Raw genomic sequence first — 17,102 nt, forward strand, 5'->3', positions numbered from 1 at the left:
CGTATTCTTAGGAGGAGAAACTTTATGAAATCACAATCATTGTCGCAAGTTCAGCTTTTTGTCACTAAACGACCTCGGTTAGAAAAGAACATCGAAAAAATTTACGCAGATTCACAGGATACGGACACTGTTATTCAGTATGTGGCTGCTGTGCTGATTCGACATGCGTTGTGCATTTCTGATTTCTCTTTATTTTGTCAGGGTCTTGTTAAAGAGATCCTTTTATTTGCCGAGCCGACAGAGGTGCTGCAGAAGCTGGCGCCATTGTTTCGTGACTATTTTGAGAACGGCAAGGAATGGGAACAGGTTACTCACCGGCTTTATAAGAAATCCAAGATATATCACCGTTATAACAATCGGGTTAGCGAGTGTAAGAAATATTTGTTTGCCAAGACAACGCCGGTTGAGGAATTGAATGGGCAACAGTATAAACTTGTTTCGACCTTTGAGGATGCTGTGGGGAAAATCCATACCTGGAGTTTGCGAGATGCTGATCCGAATGCCTCAGCCATGAAGATCAGTGCTGTTTTAGAATTAATGTCTTCATTGACTATTTTTGAAAAGGATGGAATCCGGCGTTTTGTTCAGCTGGAGAACTCTGAGATCCACAACTGCACGCGCTATATCAAGATCAAAAAAGGCGAGATCGTAGAGGAGTCTGGCCCGATTTTGACCAGTCAAGAAGTGGTAGGAGCTGTGGATGATTCTGCCATGCAGTTAAGCTCAGAGATCGCTTCATTAAGCGAAGAAGAAAGATTAGCATTAGTGGAAATGCTTTTGCCGGAAGGAGTCGTCTTAGCTGATACCCGTTTGACTGAACCGGCGATTATCATGTCAGAAAAAGAAGCGAGCAATGAAGGGACAATTGTATCTGAAAACGCTGTCGCTGCATCGCAAGAAACTGTACCAACTGAAGGGAAGGAGACTCCCACTGTCAAAGAAACACCAAACGCAGTCGAGAATTCTGTTGCTGAGAAAACGCCTACGCAATCCGATCACAAAAAGTCTAATAGTGAGAAACAAGAAGTAGTAGAGGAAAAACAAGAACCGCAGAAAAAGAAGAAAAAGGGGGAGAAAGGGAAAAATAATTCGAAAAAAGGGAAAGGGAAAGATCGTAAGCGTAGACGGAGAAAGTAATTAAGTAATCGAGCTAAGCAAAATCACTGTTATTGTGCAGCTTTATTTGTTGTGGGCAAATGGTTCCTTAGAGCTATATGGGATACCGCTTGAATAGCTGAACGACCATACATTTCTATTGGTTGGTGTATGGTTGTTTGGCTTTTTTACGTGTAACTATTTGGTGTAATCTGTCGACCACTGAAATCCTAAAATTCCTGTAGTTACGACAGCATGTAAAAATTATTGAGATAAAAAGGTTTCTGCTTGAAACAGCCGTTATGTTTGCTTAATAATCTCAAAACAAAACTGAGGTCGACAGAAAAGGACTACTAGAACCTAGTGGTAACAGGTATAATTTAGGGTGGGATCTGAATCTAAAATAGTGGAATGTAAATCTTTATGTTTCTGGTAAAGATGGTGATTTCGATCTTGTCTAAATCTAAAAATAGTGGAGTGCAAAATCGTCAAACAGACACCCAGAAGCAGCACACTTTCTCATTCAACCACCTCAAAGCACTTTCCTTCACTGGAAGGTGTTTTTCTTTCGCCTTCATTCATTTATTTCTAAACTCCGCAACTTTCATCCGAAACCAACAAGATCTTTGCTAAAATTAACAGTAACAGAATTATATTTAACGAGGATGCCAGTCCAGCTTTCAGCAGTGTACTCGAGGCTAGGCCAAAAAACTAGTTCGTGAATAATACTAGGGAACTAGTTGGCTGGTTTACGCCTTGAACATCGGGCTTATTTTTCTGAAAAGAATGAATACATTAAATTGAAAAAGGAGAAATCCAATGCAAGAGAAAATCAGAGTATTGATCGTTGATGATGATCAGGAGCTTTGTTCGATTATTGAGCGTTATTTGAAGAATGCCGGCTATGAGGCGCGGTTCGCTCATACGGGAGCTAGTGGATTGAAGCAGGCGCTAGCGGATGATTATCATTTGATTGTCTTGGATATCATGCTGCCGCAAATTGATGGATTGAGTATTTTAACGGAGATTCGCAAGCAGAGTGTGGTGCCGGTATTGATGCTGACGGCTAAGAATGAAGAGGCGGACAAGATTCGCGGGCTGCAACTGGGGGCGGATGACTATTTGACCAAGCCTTTTAGTATGGCGGAGTTGATGGCACGAATCGACTCGTTGGTTCGTCGTTACACGAGGTTTAATCGATCTGCGAGTGCAGATGAGGTACTAAAGTTAAACAGTCTATCACTTGATGTGCAGACGCGAGCTGTTTTATTGAATGGCGAGTTGCTGGAACTGACGGGAAAAGAGTTTGATCTTTTGTATTTTCTGGCTGCTCATAAGGGTCAGATTTTTACCAAGCGGCAAATCTATCAGCAGGTTTGGGGCGAGGAATATGCCTTTGATGATAACAACATCATGTCCTTCATCAGCAAGCTGCGGAAGAAGATCGAGCCGGATGCTGCTAAGCCGTTTTTCATTCAAACGGTTCGCGGGGTCGGTTATCGCTTTAATCAGGAGGGATAAGGATGCTGGTTATGAGTATTATTTGTGCGTTATTGGCTATCGTATGTCTATATTTGATTGCGCGACTTCAAAAAAATAAGCAGCAGATCAATCAAGCGATGGCTGTTTTGGCTGATATTAGCGAGGGAAATCTTGATCGAAAAATGGTTGTGGACGAAAGCTCTGACATCGCGGAGCTGTGTTTCCGCATGAACACGATCGTTGCTGAAATCAAGCTGCAGCTGAGCGGTCTACAGGTCTCAGAGAGTGAATATCGTAAGCTGATCACCAGTTTGTCCCATGATGTTCGAACGCCTTTAGCCTCCTTAATTGGTTATTTGGAGGCAGTCAATGATGGGCTAGTTTCAGAAGAAGAAAAGCCCTACTATTTACGCTCTTCTCAAGCCAAGGCCTTTGAGTTGGAGAAGTATATTGATACGCTTTTTGAATGGGTTAAGCTTGAATCTGGGGAACGGCGCTATCATTTTGAAACGGTCGATATTTGCGAGCTGCTGCGGGAAATTATCAGTGAGTGGATTCCCCGAATGGAGCCGCAATTTACCTACGACATTCAAATTCCGGAAAAAGAGCTTGAGTACACCATCGACATTGCGGCATTTCGTCGGATCGTCGACAACTTGCTGGAAAACAGCTTGAAACACAGTCAGGGGAATAAAATCAGTATTAAGTTATCGGAAAAGAACCAGCAATTACAGCTTGAAATCGCTGATAACGGCAAAGGCATCTCGGAACAGAGTTTGCCGCGGATTTTTGATCGTCTTTATAAGGGCGACGAGGCAAGAGGTTCAAAAGGGAATGGCTTAGGGTTAGCGATCGTCAAAGAATTAATTGCAGCCCATCACGGAAAAATCAGTGCCAGCAGTCGATTAGGCGAAGGAACAAAATTTCTCTTAACACTGCCAGAATAAACCAGAGAAAAACAAGGATTCGGCAAGGTTAGGACAAGGTAACGTTGTTAAGCTAGAAGTATAGAAAGGATGGTCGCTATGGAAAAATATAGTATCAAAACTGCGGCTTTGTCGAAACAATACAACGATCAAGCAGTGGTCAAGAATGTTTCAATGACTGTTCCCAAAGGCAAAATCTATGGTCTGCTGGGACGTAATGGCGCGGGAAAAACAACGATCATGAAAATACTACTAGGTTTAGCAACGGCTAGCTCTGGCGAATGTCAATTATTTGGTCAATCGCCGAAGGAGCACCCTGAAGTCTATTCACGGATAGGGAATATTATCGAAACACCCAGTTTTTATCCTTATTTATCAGGACCAGATAATTTAAAGGTATTCTCCAAACTAAAAGGGCAGACGCAAAGAAATAGTGTGGACAAGGCATTGAAGCTAGTTGATCTGAATCATGTCGACCACAAACGCTTTGCCAATTATTCACTGGGGATGAAGCAGCGTTTAGGGATCGCCAACGCACTGATGAATGATCCAGAGTTATTAATCTTGGATGAACCGACGAACGGACTAGATCCAATTGGGATCGCTGAGATTCGCCAGCTGTTGAAGGAATTGGCGGAGGTTCATGGGAAAACGATCCTGATCTCCAGCCATCAGCTTTCGGAGATCGAGCAAATTGCGGATATCATTGGTATTTTGCATAATGGCGAGCTGCTGGAGGAATGTGATATGAGTCAGATAGCCCAGCACAATCAACGTCACATCAGTATTACCGTTTCAGATGTACATCAAGCTACCCGCTTATTGGAGGAAAATCTGCATATGTCCAATTATCAGGTGGAGGAAGGTAATACGATCAAGCTTTTTGATTTTACGTTTGAGCCGCAGGAGATCAATCACTTGTTTGGGAAGAATGGGATTGAAGTCTCCAGCTTGTTTATTGGCTCCAGCAATTTGGAAGAACATTTCCGGACAATTACGGGAGGTGTTGGCATTGCTTAATGTAATTTCTGCTGAGTGGATGAAATTGAAACGTAATCGGATTTTTGCAGTATGTACGTTGCTGACTTTTCTTGCCTCGGCATTTATGGTTTTTAAAGATGCTGTAATTGTTGAGGAACCTTTGCCAACCTATCAACTTTGGTTGACGACTGTCTATATAGTGGCTGGCGCGATATTGCCGATCATGAGTGGATTTATCGTCACATTTTTAATGCAGCGGGAATATGAAGATCGTACGATCAATAATGTATTGACAGCACCAACCTCCAGACTTCGTTTTCTTTTAGGAAAGCTTACGATTTGGTTGATTTGGTATGTGGGAACATTGGTCGGTATTGTAGCCATTTATACGGTTGGCGGTTGGTTAATTTATCCGACTACCTTTGGCATAGCAGGTACCAAGGTTTTAGTGTTTACGCTGCTTAAGTATCGACTGTTAGGATTTATTGCCGCAATCCCATTGCTAACAGTGAGTGTCCTGCAACGAAAATTATTCTATCCAACAATTATGGTGGCCTTGGCTTTTACTGGAATTGAATTGTTTGCGACACTTATGCCGCTAGAATTCGCGCGTGTCATTCCTTGGTCGGCAGTGGTTGTTCAAAGTATAGTTGAATTGCCGTTGGCCGATGATGTATTGACGTTAGGAATCATATTTTTGACTGGAATAATTGGTCTTGTCACGGCTTATTTATTGCTAAAAAAACAGGATTTGTAAAATAAAGCTTCAAGTGTATACATCTCACTCCTGAAAACGATATACTTGTAGAAAAAATGGGAAAGAATTATTTTATTCTGCGTTTAAAGGAGGAACAATGGAAAATTCAGTGATGCAGCAGCGCATCGAAACGTTTAAAGCGTTCGGTGAAACGTTAAAGGGTGCGAAAGTTTATTTTCGCGAAGATTGGGAAGTACTCTACTTTGAACTACAAGGCAAAATGTTTGGAATGATGAGTGATCAGGCTAGCGAGGATGCGATCATTACGCTGAAAAACTTGCCGGAAAAGAACGAAGAACTGCGTGAAATCTATTCTGGAACGGTGATTCCAGGGTATTACACGAACAAAAATCATTGGAACTCAATCAAGTTAGCCAGTGAAGAATTGAATGATGAGGCTATCGAGCAACTGATCGGAGTATCCTATCAATTGGTATATCAAAAGCTGACGAAGAAACAAAAAGCCGAAATTGAAGCCTAAAAAATGGCGCTGCTCATCAAGCAGCGCCATTTTCATTTTTTTTTCTCCGACCAATGCAACGCAAGGTAATAACCGGTAATACCCATACCAATTAAGAAGCAAGCGGCATCGAAACTATTGACATCTGGTTTAAAGAGCGCGTAGATGATCACAACAATCAGCCAATTCGCAACTCCCCATAACACATTTGTGGAGGCAGAGGCTGGTTTTTTCCATGGAACATCCCATCTTTCAGCGGTAATTCCTTTAACAAAATGAGGAACCCCATTGGCAAACACCATGCCCAGAACTATACAAATAATCGAATCCATCGTAATCTTCTCCTTCTAACGTGTTCAACCTGTAGTATACCTCTTTCGTCATTTTTTTTCCGCTTATTTTTGAAATTAATTTTGGCAGGCTGAGCAGAGGATTTAACAGTTCCCAGATTTTGATGTTAAGGTAGAAATGGAGAGTCGCTTAGGTGACTTAGGCAGTATTTAATTAAGGGAGGAAATTAGTGATGAAAGCACCATTGATTACGATGAATGACGGCCATCAGATACCAGCCGTTGGACTAGGTACTTACCAGATTCGCGGTGGAGAAGGGCTTGATCAAGTATTGACGGCAATCCAAGACGGCTACCGTCTGCTAGACACCTCCACCAACTATGACAGTGAAGGAATTGTCGGAGAAGCGATTCGCCGTTCGGGGATTCCGCGCTCGGAATTTTTTGTGACGACGAAGTTACCCGGCAAATATCACCATTATGAGGATGCCCTGATGATGATCCAAGAATCGTTGTTCCGCATGGGCTTAGATTATTTTGATTTGTACTTGATTCATTGGCCTTTACCAAAACGCGGCCTATACGTGGAAGCCTGGAAAGCGATGATAACAGCGCAAAAATTAGGCTTGATCCGTTCGATTGGCGTATCGAACTTTGAGCCTGAACACTTAGACAAAATCATTGATGAAACGGGTGTAACACCAGCAGTCAACCAAATCGAGATCCATCCTTATTGGGTTCAAGAGCGAATGGTGGCGGCTGATGAAGAACGCGGGATCGTAACAGAAGCGTGGAGTCCGTTAGGTCGGGGCAGCGATGCACTAAAGGAGTCCACCATTACTGAGTTGGCTGAAAAATATGGTAAAAATCCGGCGCAAATCATTTTACGCTGGCATGTGCAGCGCGGGATCATCCCGATCCCTAAATCCCGGAATTTGAAGCACCAACGAGAAAACTTGGCGATTTTTGATTTCGAATTGACCCAAACAGAAGTCGAACGAATCAACCTGCTGGAAAAAGCTGATGGTCGAATCGAAGGCCAAGATCCTAATGAATACGAGGAGTTTGAATAGAACCAATTCCCAGCCCGAACTTACCATTAATCAAGAAGTAACTATTTCACCAATAATTCTCTGTTTAATTAAACTTTCTTTTATAAACAATTAAGTTTTTCGTTCAAAAACGTTTTCAACTGTGGCATACTGAAAAGGAATAGGATACTACAAGGAGGACGCAATGAAAAAAGTAGTGGCACTGGTTGGTGTACTGGCGGCGGCGTTTCTATTTTTTTGGTTCAACCAAAAGGGTGAGGTAGAAGAGAAGGCTGTGACACCAGACTTTTCGCAGCCGGAACAAGTCGAACGCAGCGAAGATTTCTTTACCAATCGTGATTTGAATGAGCTGGAAATGGTGGTCTATCCGCGTCACAAAGAATTGATGGATGATCTGACTGGCGAGGGAAAACTAGTTAGAAAAACGACTCAGAAGGAGTTTGTCGGGGCAAAAGCCAACGGCGAAGGGCTTTCTTGGACAGCTTATTTCGAAAAGTAAACGAAGTCGTGATCGAAATCCAACTTCAAATTAAAAAAGACCTTAGATGCCAAAATCGTCATAAGTTTTGGTATCCGAGGTCTTTCTTTGTGCTTTTCCCAGATGATTCAGTAAAAAAACAAAGTCATACTTTCGCGACCAGTTTTTTCCATATCGTCTGACGCAAGGGGGACAGAGGATAAAGCGCATGTCCCATCTCATCTGTTGGCTCCAATGATAGTACAGTGATTACCACATTTTTTTCAGGAATCATAATACAGTATTGACCAAAGATCCCCCACATATAGCTCAGATCATGGATCCCGTCAATCCAGACCTGATAGCCGTAGCCTGCATTTGCTTGGGGATCGCTAGGAATTAATTCTCCGCTCTCAAAATGGGGAGTGAACATATCGTCAATAAATGCTTCGGTCACAATTCTTTTTCCTTTATACACACCTTTATTCACTAATAGCTGCCCCAAATTTCCGACCTCATCAACACTTAATTGCAGTGCATTGGCAGCGATCGTATGCCCCATGGGACAGCTGGTCCATTCTACATTATGGATATCTAAAGGTTCAAAAAGGCGATACCGTAAATACTCTCGTAAATTCTGCCCAGCTTTCTTTTCGATCAGACAGCCCAATATATAGGCATTTGCATTGTTGTATAGGAAGGTTGTTCCGGGCTCATCATCAAATGGCGCATGTTTAAAGAAGTAGCGCACCCAGTCTTGCTCGTGATTTCGTTCATAACCTTGTCTGCGAAGCATCCTTTTACTGATGCCCGTCGTCATGGTCAATAAATCTCTGACCGTGATTTTTAAAGCGTTCTCATTTATGACATCGTAGCTTTCTTCTGGAAAATTATCGGCGATTCGATCATCCAACGTAATCATGCCTTCCTTTATAGCAATCCCTGCCCCGACAGCAGCAAAAGTCTTTGAAATGGAGTACGCTTCAAATCTAGGCTTACCTGGAAATCTAGTCCATTCATCAATAACCTGTCCCTCTTTTCGAATTTGAGCAGCTAAAACATAAAGCTTTTTTTCCTCAGCCTCTTTCAAAAATGCTTCTACCAAGTGTGTCATCGGAACACCCTCCTATTAATTATTGTATAGTTACTTGTCATTCAAGTCAGAACAAAAACATCCTACGATCAGAGCCTTCACATTTATTACTATAGGAGCAGAATATGCGCTGGATTCCAACAGTTATTTTCATGATTTGCTTCAAGATAGCATGAAGGCTGGAGAAAAGTAAATACAAAAAAAGTTGCCTCATCAAAATCATTCACTGATTTTTCGGAGCCAACTTCTTTTAATTATTCGTCATTACTTTTAAAAAGAGCGATGCTTTTAAGGATTGCTATCCTTTTAGCACTCTTCGAAACTCGAGCGTCTACAGATTCACTTGACTAAATTTGCGAGCCGAGATTCTATAGGTCGCCCACATCGCAACGATATAGATCAGAATGCCCACAATCAAGATCGGAAGCTGTTTCATTTGGCCTGCGAACGTGACTGAATCCAGCCAAGTCAGAGCTGGAAAATGGACAGCTACTTCTACAATCATTGCTACTAAAGTCGCAGGGATCAGACCTTTGAGAAAAGAACCTCCAACCTTGTAAACCGTTTTAAAATAAGAAGTAAGAAAGATGAAATTGAAACAGGCAAAAATCATCAAGCCAAAACCATAAAAGGCGACATTTGCTTCGATTCCGACGGGATTTGGCAATGAGAACAGGCGCAGCCGTAAAAAAGCAAAGGGAATCGAGATCAGGATCGTCACCATTTGCGACACTAGTAAAACGAGCCACTTACCTAACACAACCTCTGATCGTTTCAGGGGCAGCAAGGTAGAGTAATAGGTGTCGTTATTTTCCCGAGTGTACAGCAGATTAACAAAGTTTCCGATCAAACTAAAGATAAAGACCATCGTATAAGGATATCCTGGAATTAATAGTAGCGGTCCCATCAGGGTAAAGACGATCAAGTTAGGGTGTGCAGCTAGACGAATCTCTTTATATAGTAAATTAGAAATCATAATGTTTGCCCTCCATTCGTACCATAATATCTTCTAAACTTAGTGCTGATGTTTCATCTGGTTGCTTCAGCTTTTGGAAATAATCGATGAACTCTTTTTTCGGTGCTGCTTTGACTAATTCGCCTTCCTTGATATAAATGATCGCGTCCGCGCATTTTTCTAAATCTGAGGTAATGTGAGTAGAGAAGAGAATGCTTTTATCGCCATTTTTAACGATTTGTTGGAAAATCTCGATCAGCTCCTCCCGTGATACTGGATCAAGTCCACTCGTCGGTTCATCAAAAATAAATAATTTGGCTTGATGGGAAAGGGCTAAGGCAATCAAATACTTAACCTTCATCCCAGCAGATAGCTCTTTGATTTTTTTATTTGGTTCTAGGGAGAAGAGCTTCAAGTATTTTTGATAGGCACCCTCATCCCAATCATGGTAAAAGCGTTTAGTGACTTTGGTAATATCTTTGATCTTCTTCTCTTTATAGAAATCGATGCCGCCTAAAACGACCCCAGTTTTTTGTTTGCAGTCAAGTTCATTTTCCAGAAAAATCTTTTCGAACATCATGACTGATCCATGATCAACGGGAATCAAGTTCAGCAAGGCTTTCAAAATTGTCGTTTTACCAGCGCCATTAACACCGATCAGGCCGATGATCTGACCTTCCGGAACGTGAAAGCTGACATTTTCCAATGAGAAGGTCGGATAGTTTTTTGTAAGCTCGGTTACTTCCAGCAGATTCATCATGATTCCTCCTTTTGTTCAAAAATGTTTTCCATCATATTTCCAGTCATTCGCATAAAGGTTTCGCTGTCGATCAAGGCGATGCCGGGGGCTGAGGGGTTCGTATCACCGAGCACCACCATGGTATCTCCTGTTTCGATCTTGAAAAGATCTCGGGCTTTTTTTGGCAGGACGATCTGTCCGCGAGCCCCTACTGGTACAATTCCAAAGATATGTTTGCCAGCAGGCCCAATCGGGATACCTTCGACTTCTTCATTGTGGCGAATCAAGTCGGTCAACGTAACGTCATAGAGATTGGCTAAAGCATCGCATTTCATAACATCTGGCAAAGAATCCCCATTCTCCCATTTTGCAACAGCTTGACGTGACACTTCCAAACGTTCAGCCACGTATTCCAAAGACCAATTATTTCTATTTCTTAATGATCGCAGGTTCGTTGCGATCGGACTATTCTGATTATTCATACTTTTCATCCTCCTTAATTACACTTTAGCTTACTTAAATGGAAAATAGAACCAACTATCGGTGACAAAAATGGTTAGCTTTGGTTCCGTTCGCAAAAATTAAGGTCCTTTAATTTATGAAAGCGAAAATGTTGTGTTTTCAGAAAACAGAGGCATAATGATGGAAAAGAGTTTCAGGAAGGGATATTCGCATGAAGGATCAAGGAAATCGTCATGAGGCGGAGAAGCGTTTTGTTAGTGATTACTTTTTTGAAAAGGGACATTGGTGGAATAAGTTTTATATTGGTCTATTGACGATTGTCGGCTGGATTGCCGTGTTTATCCCGATCTATTGGACGGTTTCATCGACACTTTTAAAGAATGATTCGCAGTTTTATCATGTTTGGAGCGACCGTACCAGTGAAGCGGCCTACTATCACACAGGGTTTCAGTTTCTTGTTTCGTTGGGAATTATTGCAGTAGGTATTTTCTTCCTGACACTCCATAATAATTACCGCATCAAACATCATGAAAAAGTAGAGAAGCTATACGATGATGAAGGATTGCAAGTCAGAAAAGCAGCTTTAAATGGTTTTTATGACAAGCGTTTTGGTTCAGAGGAGGAGCGTCATGAAACGCGCTATTATTCTGTGCCGGAGGAAAAAAATTTAGAGGATGACACTATTCGCGACCTTTATAAGGAGGCAGAACAGCATGATGATTGATACAGGTTCCTCAGCTTTAAATGCAGTATTGAATGTTCTGTTGTTTATTTTAGTCAGCTACCCAGTCCTCGGCGCCTTTATTTGGGTGATCGAAGTCATTTTCTATCGCTTCCTATTCAAAAACAAAAAAAAGACCTTCGAAAAAATCCCTGTGGCTGAAGAACCCTTCGTGACGATCATGGTGCCTGCTCATAATGAAGAAGTCGTCATCGAGGACACGCTGGAATATTTGCTCAATGAAATGAACTATCATAATTACGAAGTGTTAGTTACGGATGATGGCTCGACAGATCAAACACCAGAAATATTGGCGCGTCTGCAAGCCAATTATCCTCGTCTGCGGGTTTTACGAATTGAAAAAAATAAAGGCAAAGCGCATGCCTTTAATATCGGTGTCGGGTTTGCAAAAGGTGAATATATTTTGAGCAATGACGCGGATACGATTCCAGAGGCGGATGCGATTTGGAAATATATGAACTATTTTATGACGGAGTCCGATCAAAATATTGCGGCAGTGACCGGCAACATGGATGTACAGAATCGTTCGAAAATCATCGAGAAGGCTCAAACTGTTGAATTTTCCAGCATCGTTGGTGTGATTAAACGGGGCCAATTAGGCACACTAGGCACGATGTACGCTTACAGCGGAGCGAATACAATGTACCGCAAAGACGCTCTGATTGATGTGGGCTTGTTTCGTCAAGACCGTGCAACAGAGGATATTAGTATCGCATGGGATCAACAATTAAACGGCTGGATTCCGACCTTTGCACCGGAAATCATGTTCTTTATGGGGGTGCCAAATACATTGAAAATGCTGTATCGTCAACGGAAACGTTGGGCTAAAGGCGGCACGGAGGTTTGGCTGACTAATATGAAGAAGGTTCCTTTGCATCCGATCAAATACTTTGAACAGTTTCTATTGTTCGTGGATCAAACCTTTAGTATTTTATGGAGCTTGTACTATTGGCTGTTTTTGGCAATTTTTACAACCATGATTTTACATGCACTGGTATTGGGAGATTACCAACGGCTTTTCCATATGTTTGAACTATCCTTCATCTTCGTGAACTTTGAGATGCTGGCTGGCTTCCTGCAGGTTGCTGCGGCTTTGATCATTGACGACAGCGGACGCAAATTCAAGTATCTGATCTTTGCACCGTTTTATATGCTGATTTATTGGATGATGAACGCATTGACGATCGCCACAACATTTGTGCCAGCGATCAAGACGATTCTAGGTTTCGGTACAGGGACTTGGGTCAGTCCAACACGGGTATCGATCAGTAAGCAGTAATAAAGAAAAATAGAAACGCTCGTTAAGAGTTCGTGGGTCTCAGCGAATTTTTAGCGGGCTTTTTTATTATTTTTATAAGCTGATTAAAAGACATAAGTAAATTAGAGAAGTATAATATAACGACTGTGACGATAAAAACTATTAATTTATTATTATAAATAATATCGAAAGGAATGTTGAAATGAATAAGAGGAACAGGATCATGTTGGTATGTTTGGTAACACTTTCCGGATTTACTTTGCCTGTTGTCAGTCAAGCAGTTGATGTAACTCAAAGCACTGTCCAACTTACAGACAGTTCAGATAAGGAAACTGCTGAGAGCACCACTGTATCGAGTTCGGTAGCTCCCGAAATACAGCAATCATCCACAATTCAAAATACAGAAACTTCTGCTCAACCACAAACGGCAATAGTGAATGGAGAAGTAGTCGAATTAGAGCCCCCAGTCAAAGAAGGCCAGGCAGAAGCAAATGCGACTCAAGCACCGAAGGAAGAAGTGATGCAAGGAAATGCCCGTGCTTTTCGTGCGGCTGTCGCATCTGTTCCGATGTATCGCCTATATAACCCGAATAGCGGCGAGCATTTTTATACTAAAACGACCAGTGAACGGGATCATTTGCGTTCGGTCGGATGGCGGTATGAGGGGATCGGTTGGCAAGCACCTACCAGCGGTAATCCAGTTTATCGTTTATATAACCCGAATGCCGGTGATCATCACTATACGTTAAATGCGGGTGAACGCGACCATTTGAAAAAAGTTGGCTGGCGGGATGAAGGGATCTCTTGGTATTCACCAAACTCAGGAACACCGTTGTATCGTCTATATAACCCAAATGCCAAAGCAGGTTCACATCATTACACACCAATTACCTCTGAACGTGATCACCTGAAAAAGGTTGGGTGGCGCGATGAAGGGATTGCCTGGTACGCAGTAGGCAGCGGTGAACAGAGTCATGAAGATTATCGATTATTGGGCGTAAAAAACTATAATCAATATGCACTTGGCGCGCCAAGCGGCTGTGAAGGGGCATCATTGCTTCAAGCGCTGCAATACAAAGGCAAACTAGGTGGCTGGAGTCTGCGCTCATTCTTAAATACAATTCCAAAATCACCGAATGGCGACCCAAACAATGGCTTCGTCGGTTCACCCTTCGTTGAAAATGCTTATACTTACTCAGCGATTTACCCAGCACCTTTGACTTCATGGGGACAAAAGTATGGAAATGTCCAGAATATTTCCGGTAGTTCAATGAATACGCTAATCAACGAAGTCAAAAACGGCAACCCAGTCGTTGCTTGGGTGACCATCAATTTCCAACCGATTCGCTGGGGGAACTGGAGCTTTGGCGTGGCTGCCAACAATAACCATGCGGTTACCTTAGATGGCTTCAATAAGGCCGGAAATCAGGTTCATGTTTCTGATCCTATCAGCGGCTCATATTGGTTAAGTCGCACGACATTTGAAAATATTTACAACGCCAGAAAATATGCAGTGGTTGTTCGATAAAAATAAGCAAAAAAAAAGCGGCGGCTGCCGCTTTTTTTTATTAGCCTCCCATCAGGAAGTCTAAGATATTCCAACCATCTGATGTTTCGCTACGGTAAAGCTCCGTAAACCCACATTGTTTACAACTGATTGTAACAAATTTTTTATTTTGCACATCAAAAATCTTCGAAAAGTTTCCGCCAGTTGCTTGGAACTGGTCAGAGGTATAGTGCTGACACCCGCACTTATCACAAACATATTGCTTCCTTTCCATCTCTTTCACACTCCTTTTATGTATTAAATTATAGCAAATCTATCGCCGGCTTCATCCGTCTTTAGGAGTATCTATCAAGAAAATTTTTGACAAGCTCCAATTATTCTGGTTAAATAAGAACATACGTTCGTATAGAAAGGATGGTTTCGATGGAGCTGGAAAGAAAAATAGAAATTTTAGCAGAATCTGCGAAGTATGATGTCTCTTGCTCCAGCAGCGGTGTTGAAAATAATACACGATCGGGAACAGTCGGTAGTACGGCGGTTTCAGGAATCTGCCATTCTTTCACACCAGATGGACGGTGCGTGTCCTTGTTAAAGCTATTATTTACCAATGCATGTATCTTTGATTGTCACTACTGCCTTAATCGCAAATCAAATGCGATTCCCCGCGCGACTTTCACGCCGCAGGAAGTGGCAAATTTAACCATGGATTTCTATATGCGTAATTATATCGAAGGTCTATTCTTGAGCTCAGCCATTATTAAAAGTGCGGACTACACGTGCGAGCTCTTGATCAAGACCTTGAAAATTTTGCGCGAGGAAAAAGGCTTTCGCGGCTATATCCACGTCAAGGCGATTCCCGGTGCGGACGAGAAATTGATCGAGGAATTGGGATTTCTGGCGGATCGAATGAGTGTCAATGTCGAGCTGCCTTCCCGCGAAAGTCTGAAATTACTGGCTCCGGATAAAGATCCGTTTGACTTATACAAACCCATGAAGCAAATCACGACGGTAAAAAAAGAACAGGAATTTTTACCAGCAGTTCGGCGCGGACCAAGTTTCGTGCCAGCTGGGCAGTCAACCCAGATGATTATCGGAGCCAGTCCTGAGAGTGATCGTTCGATCGTCAAGATTTCGGAGAATCTATATCAGAAGTATCAGTTGAAGCGGGTGTACTATTCAGCCTATATCCCCGTCAATCAGGATAATCTGCTGCCAGCGGTGACGACTGAACCGCCGCTATTGCGGGAGCATCGCTTGTATCAGGCGGATTGGCTGCTGCGCTTTTACAAATTTACTGCTGATGAAATCTTGTCGGAGGACAAACCAAATTTTAATCTTTATCTCGATCCCAAAGCCAATTGGGCAGTTCAAAATTATCAACGCTTCCCCGTCGATGTGCAGACTGCGCCCTATGATCAATTGCTGCGAGTACCTGGGATTGGTCCAAAAAGCGCGCAGAATATCGTCAAAGCGCGCAAGTATTATCGGTTGCATTTAACGGATTTAAAAAAACTAGGCATCGTAATCAAGCGGGCTCAGTATTTTATTGCCTGCAATCATGAAACACCAGCAGGGCTGATCAAGGACCCCGAATGGGTGATTACATCATTGATCTCTTCAAAACAATATCAGGTGTTGAAAAAGCACAATACCCAATCAACGAGTGAACAGCTGTCCTTATTTGATGTGGAACGTTTCGAACATGCGAAAAGTAGGTGAGGCAAATGCGGGAATCAGCAGAGCATTGGGAATATGATGGCAGTTTTCTCGGCTTCATGACGATTGTTGATCGCAGTTTTCGTGAAAAGGTACTTCCCACCCTGATTTTATCCCCAGAAACAGCAGTAGAAAGTTTATTTTTAGCAGAGTGGGTGGCAACTGATCCCATGCGGGGAGAAAAAATTTATCATCGCTTGCGCCAACGGTTGAGGCCGGAAAATTTTCTGTTTATTCAAAATGGCTTTTACTCAACTCTTGAAGGCAAAGAACGATATTTGCTGGATGCCATCGAGATCGCGTTGCAGACTAAGGATTTACTGGAGAATCATTTGGGACATCCTTCGATCTTGGCACTGCGGAAAAGTATTCGAACCATGCTAGGAGAGAATCATTTGCTAACGGGCTTTGTCCGGTTTGAATATGTTGGCGATGTATTATTTAGTAAAATCAATCCGAAGCATTATGTGATGCCGTATCTATGCCCGCACTTTGCAGAGCGTTATCCACAGGAGAAAATCATGATCTATGATGAGACCCATGAGTTATTAGGAATTATAGATCATGGAGCGATTCATCTGATGGAAAATACCAGCTGTCCCGACTTTGCCGAGGCAAGTAATGAACAGGACATTCGTCAACAGTGGAAAACCTTCTTGCGGGCAGTGACCATCGATGAGCGGGCGAACTACGTTGCGCAACGAAACCATCTGCCGCTACGTTTTCGCGGCAATATGACGGAATTCAAAGCCTAGATAGGGTCTGGTCTATTCTTAGAAAAATAGTTATCAACAGTGGAAAACTTTTTTTAAATTGATTCAGATGTCTAGAACGGTTTTCCACATAGTCATTGAGGATTGATCTCCAGAAGAGCTTTGCTTTTATGATTTTTCTTTTCTGCTTTATAATAGGAACCATTAGGAAGCGAGTGAATCACATGGAAGAAAGAAAAACGCAGAGCTCGATGGCGGTCTTGGCGGCATTGCTAGCGAATGTGCTAGTAGCTGTCAGTAAGTTTATCGGTTACATGCTTAGCGGCAGTGCCGCCATGATGAATGAAAGTATCCACAGTGTGGTGGATTGCAGCAATCAAATCTTGTTATTATTTGGCGATCGCCGAGCGGCTCGCG

At 42.4% G+C, this 17,102-nt stretch carries 20 protein-coding genes; 14 read left to right on the top strand and 6 right to left on the bottom strand.

Going from position 1 to position 17,102, the window contains the following annotated elements; genetic code table 11:
• Positions 1-24: 24 nt before the first annotated feature.
• The 6 genes from E6139_RS22295 to E6139_RS22320 all read left to right on the top strand — a co-directional run bounded on the left by E6139_RS22295 (position 25) and on the right by E6139_RS22320 (position 5,722).
• Positions 25-1,137, top strand: coding sequence for a glycosyltransferase family 1 protein (locus E6139_RS22295; protein ID WP_316405749.1), 1,113 nt, complete (start codon positions 25-27; stop codon positions 1,135-1,137).
• 777 nt (positions 1,138-1,914) lie between these two features.
• Positions 1,915-2,616, top strand: a complete 702-nt coding sequence (locus E6139_RS22300; protein WP_316405750.1) for a response regulator transcription factor — start codon at positions 1,915-1,917, stop codon at positions 2,614-2,616.
• 2 nt (positions 2,617-2,618) lie between these two features.
• Positions 2,619-3,524, top strand: a complete 906-nt coding sequence (locus E6139_RS22305) for a HAMP domain-containing sensor histidine kinase (protein ID WP_316405751.1) — start codon at positions 2,619-2,621, stop codon at positions 3,522-3,524.
• Positions 3,525-3,602: 78 nt separating this feature from the next.
• On the top strand, positions 3,603-4,523 hold the full coding sequence (locus tag E6139_RS22310) for an ABC transporter ATP-binding protein (RefSeq protein ID WP_316405752.1): 921 nt from the start codon (positions 3,603-3,605) through the stop codon (positions 4,521-4,523).
• On the top strand, positions 4,507-5,241 hold the full coding sequence (locus tag E6139_RS22315; RefSeq protein ID WP_316405766.1) for an ABC transporter permease: 735 nt from the start codon (positions 4,507-4,509) through the stop codon (positions 5,239-5,241). Before E6139_RS22310 ends, E6139_RS22315 begins: the two co-directional genes overlap by 17 nt.
• Positions 5,242-5,338: 97 nt before the next feature.
• Complete coding sequence (locus tag E6139_RS22320; protein ID WP_316405753.1) at positions 5,339-5,722, top strand: MmcQ/YjbR family DNA-binding protein; 384 nt, start codon at positions 5,339-5,341, stop codon at positions 5,720-5,722.
• Between the two features lie 32 nt (positions 5,723-5,754).
• Here the strand turns inward: E6139_RS22320 and E6139_RS22325 are convergent, their stop codons facing one another.
• Positions 5,755-6,033, bottom strand: a complete 279-nt coding sequence (locus E6139_RS22325) for a hypothetical protein (RefSeq protein ID WP_316405754.1) — start codon at positions 6,031-6,033, stop codon at positions 5,755-5,757.
• A 191-nt stretch (positions 6,034-6,224) separates the two neighbouring features.
• Between E6139_RS22325 and E6139_RS22330 the strand changes: the two genes are divergently transcribed.
• The gene (locus E6139_RS22330; RefSeq protein WP_316405767.1) at positions 6,225-7,064 is read left to right on the top strand and encodes an aldo/keto reductase; all 840 of its coding nucleotides are present in this window, start codon (positions 6,225-6,227) and stop codon (positions 7,062-7,064) included.
• A gap of 163 nt (positions 7,065-7,227) precedes the next feature.
• Entirely contained in the window at positions 7,228-7,542 is a 315-nt protein-coding gene (locus E6139_RS22335; RefSeq protein ID WP_316405755.1) for a hypothetical protein, read from the top strand.
• 124 nt (positions 7,543-7,666) lie between these two features.
• On the opposite strand, the gene E6139_RS22340 is transcribed toward E6139_RS22335, so the two are convergent.
• From E6139_RS22340 to E6139_RS22355, 4 genes are all read right to left on the bottom strand, one after another.
• Complete coding sequence (locus E6139_RS22340; RefSeq protein ID WP_316405756.1) at positions 7,667-8,614, bottom strand: serine hydrolase; 948 nt, start codon at positions 8,612-8,614, stop codon at positions 7,667-7,669.
• Positions 8,615-8,924: 310 nt separating this feature from the next.
• Positions 8,925-9,569: an ABC-2 transporter permease gene (locus E6139_RS22345; RefSeq protein ID WP_316405757.1), complete on the bottom strand. Its 645-nt coding sequence runs from the start codon at positions 9,567-9,569 to the stop codon at positions 8,925-8,927.
• The gene (locus E6139_RS22350; RefSeq protein ID WP_316405758.1) at positions 9,559-10,308 is read right to left on the bottom strand and encodes an ABC transporter ATP-binding protein; all 750 of its coding nucleotides are present in this window, start codon (positions 10,306-10,308) and stop codon (positions 9,559-9,561) included. The genes E6139_RS22345 and E6139_RS22350 overlap by 11 nt, the downstream gene beginning before the upstream one ends.
• Positions 10,305-10,769: a helix-turn-helix domain-containing protein gene (locus tag E6139_RS22355; RefSeq protein WP_316405759.1), complete on the bottom strand. Its 465-nt coding sequence runs from the start codon at positions 10,767-10,769 to the stop codon at positions 10,305-10,307. The genes E6139_RS22350 and E6139_RS22355 overlap by 4 nt, the downstream gene beginning before the upstream one ends.
• A 191-nt stretch (positions 10,770-10,960) precedes the next feature.
• Here E6139_RS22355 and E6139_RS22360 point away from each other — a divergent pair, with 191 nt between their 5' ends.
• The 3 genes from E6139_RS22360 (at position 10,961) to E6139_RS22370 (ending at position 14,277) form a co-directional block, all read left to right on the top strand.
• On the top strand, positions 10,961-11,473 hold the full coding sequence (locus tag E6139_RS22360; protein ID WP_316405760.1) for a hypothetical protein: 513 nt from the start codon (positions 10,961-10,963) through the stop codon (positions 11,471-11,473).
• Positions 11,463-12,770, top strand: a complete 1,308-nt coding sequence (locus E6139_RS22365; protein ID WP_410470562.1) for a glycosyltransferase family 2 protein — start codon at positions 11,463-11,465, stop codon at positions 12,768-12,770. Before E6139_RS22360 ends, E6139_RS22365 begins: the two co-directional genes overlap by 11 nt.
• 202 nt (positions 12,771-12,972) lie before the next feature.
• Positions 12,973-14,277 (top strand): C39 family peptidase, encoded by a 1,305-nt coding sequence (locus tag E6139_RS22370; RefSeq protein ID WP_316405761.1) that lies wholly within the window; start codon positions 12,973-12,975, stop codon positions 14,275-14,277.
• Between the two features lie 40 nt (positions 14,278-14,317).
• Here E6139_RS22370 and E6139_RS22375 read toward each other — a convergent pair whose 3' ends face one another.
• Complete coding sequence (locus E6139_RS22375; protein ID WP_316405762.1) at positions 14,318-14,530, bottom strand: zinc ribbon domain-containing protein; 213 nt, start codon at positions 14,528-14,530, stop codon at positions 14,318-14,320.
• Positions 14,531-14,679: 149 nt separating this feature from the next.
• Here E6139_RS22375 and E6139_RS22380 point away from each other — a divergent pair, with 149 nt between their 5' ends.
• The 3 genes from E6139_RS22380 to E6139_RS22390 form a co-directional block, all read left to right on the top strand.
• Positions 14,680-15,975, top strand: coding sequence for a putative DNA modification/repair radical SAM protein (locus E6139_RS22380; protein ID WP_316405763.1), 1,296 nt, complete (start codon positions 14,680-14,682; stop codon positions 15,973-15,975).
• 5 nt (positions 15,976-15,980) lie between these two features.
• The gene (locus E6139_RS22385) at positions 15,981-16,727 is read left to right on the top strand and encodes a TIGR03915 family putative DNA repair protein (protein WP_316405764.1); all 747 of its coding nucleotides are present in this window, start codon (positions 15,981-15,983) and stop codon (positions 16,725-16,727) included.
• Between the two features lie 182 nt (positions 16,728-16,909).
• A partial coding sequence (locus tag E6139_RS22390; protein ID WP_316405765.1) for a cation transporter occupies positions 16,910-17,102 on the top strand: 193 nt, incomplete at its 3' end.

The sequence above is a fragment of the Enterococcus sp. genome (assembly GCF_032555305.1).
Classification (GTDB): domain Bacteria; phylum Bacillota; class Bacilli; order Lactobacillales; family Enterococcaceae; genus Enterococcus_A.

Bases quoted from the DNA above. Each gene is read 5' to 3' on its own strand.
- E6139_RS22370 (WP_316405761.1), top strand. From the start codon at position 12,973: ATGTTGGTATGTTTGGTAACACTTTCCGGATTTACTTTGCCTGTTGTC.
- E6139_RS22320 (WP_316405753.1), top strand. From the start codon at position 5,339: ATGGAAAATTCAGTGATGCAGCAGCGCATCGAAACGTTTAAAGCGTTC.
- E6139_RS22355 (WP_316405759.1), bottom strand. From the start codon at position 10,769: ATGAATAATCAGAATAGTCCGATCGCAACGAACCTGCGATCATTAAGA.
- E6139_RS22350 (WP_316405758.1), bottom strand. From the start codon at position 10,308: ATGATGAATCTGCTGGAAGTAACCGAGCTTACAAAAAACTATCCGACC.
- E6139_RS22295 (WP_316405749.1), top strand. From the start codon at position 25: ATGAAATCACAATCATTGTCGCAAGTTCAGCTTTTTGTCACTAAACGA.
- E6139_RS22375 (WP_316405762.1), bottom strand. From the start codon at position 14,530: ATGGAAAGGAAGCAATATGTTTGTGATAAGTGCGGGTGTCAGCACTAT.
- E6139_RS22360 (WP_316405760.1), top strand. From the start codon at position 10,961: ATGAAGGATCAAGGAAATCGTCATGAGGCGGAGAAGCGTTTTGTTAGT.
- E6139_RS22330 (WP_316405767.1), top strand. From the start codon at position 6,225: ATGAAAGCACCATTGATTACGATGAATGACGGCCATCAGATACCAGCC.
- E6139_RS22305 (WP_316405751.1), top strand. From the start codon at position 2,619: ATGCTGGTTATGAGTATTATTTGTGCGTTATTGGCTATCGTATGTCTA.
- E6139_RS22380 (WP_316405763.1), top strand. From the start codon at position 14,680: ATGGAGCTGGAAAGAAAAATAGAAATTTTAGCAGAATCTGCGAAGTAT.
- E6139_RS22385 (WP_316405764.1), top strand. From the start codon at position 15,981: ATGCGGGAATCAGCAGAGCATTGGGAATATGATGGCAGTTTTCTCGGC.
- E6139_RS22340 (WP_316405756.1), bottom strand. From the start codon at position 8,614: ATGACACACTTGGTAGAAGCATTTTTGAAAGAGGCTGAGGAAAAAAAG.
- E6139_RS22300 (WP_316405750.1), top strand. From the start codon at position 1,915: ATGCAAGAGAAAATCAGAGTATTGATCGTTGATGATGATCAGGAGCTT.
- E6139_RS22365 (WP_410470562.1), top strand. From the start codon at position 11,463: ATGATGATTGATACAGGTTCCTCAGCTTTAAATGCAGTATTGAATGTT.
- E6139_RS22345 (WP_316405757.1), bottom strand. From the start codon at position 9,569: ATGATTTCTAATTTACTATATAAAGAGATTCGTCTAGCTGCACACCCT.
- E6139_RS22310 (WP_316405752.1), top strand. From the start codon at position 3,603: ATGGAAAAATATAGTATCAAAACTGCGGCTTTGTCGAAACAATACAAC.
- E6139_RS22325 (WP_316405754.1), bottom strand. From the start codon at position 6,033: ATGGATTCGATTATTTGTATAGTTCTGGGCATGGTGTTTGCCAATGGG.
- E6139_RS22335 (WP_316405755.1), top strand. From the start codon at position 7,228: ATGAAAAAAGTAGTGGCACTGGTTGGTGTACTGGCGGCGGCGTTTCTA.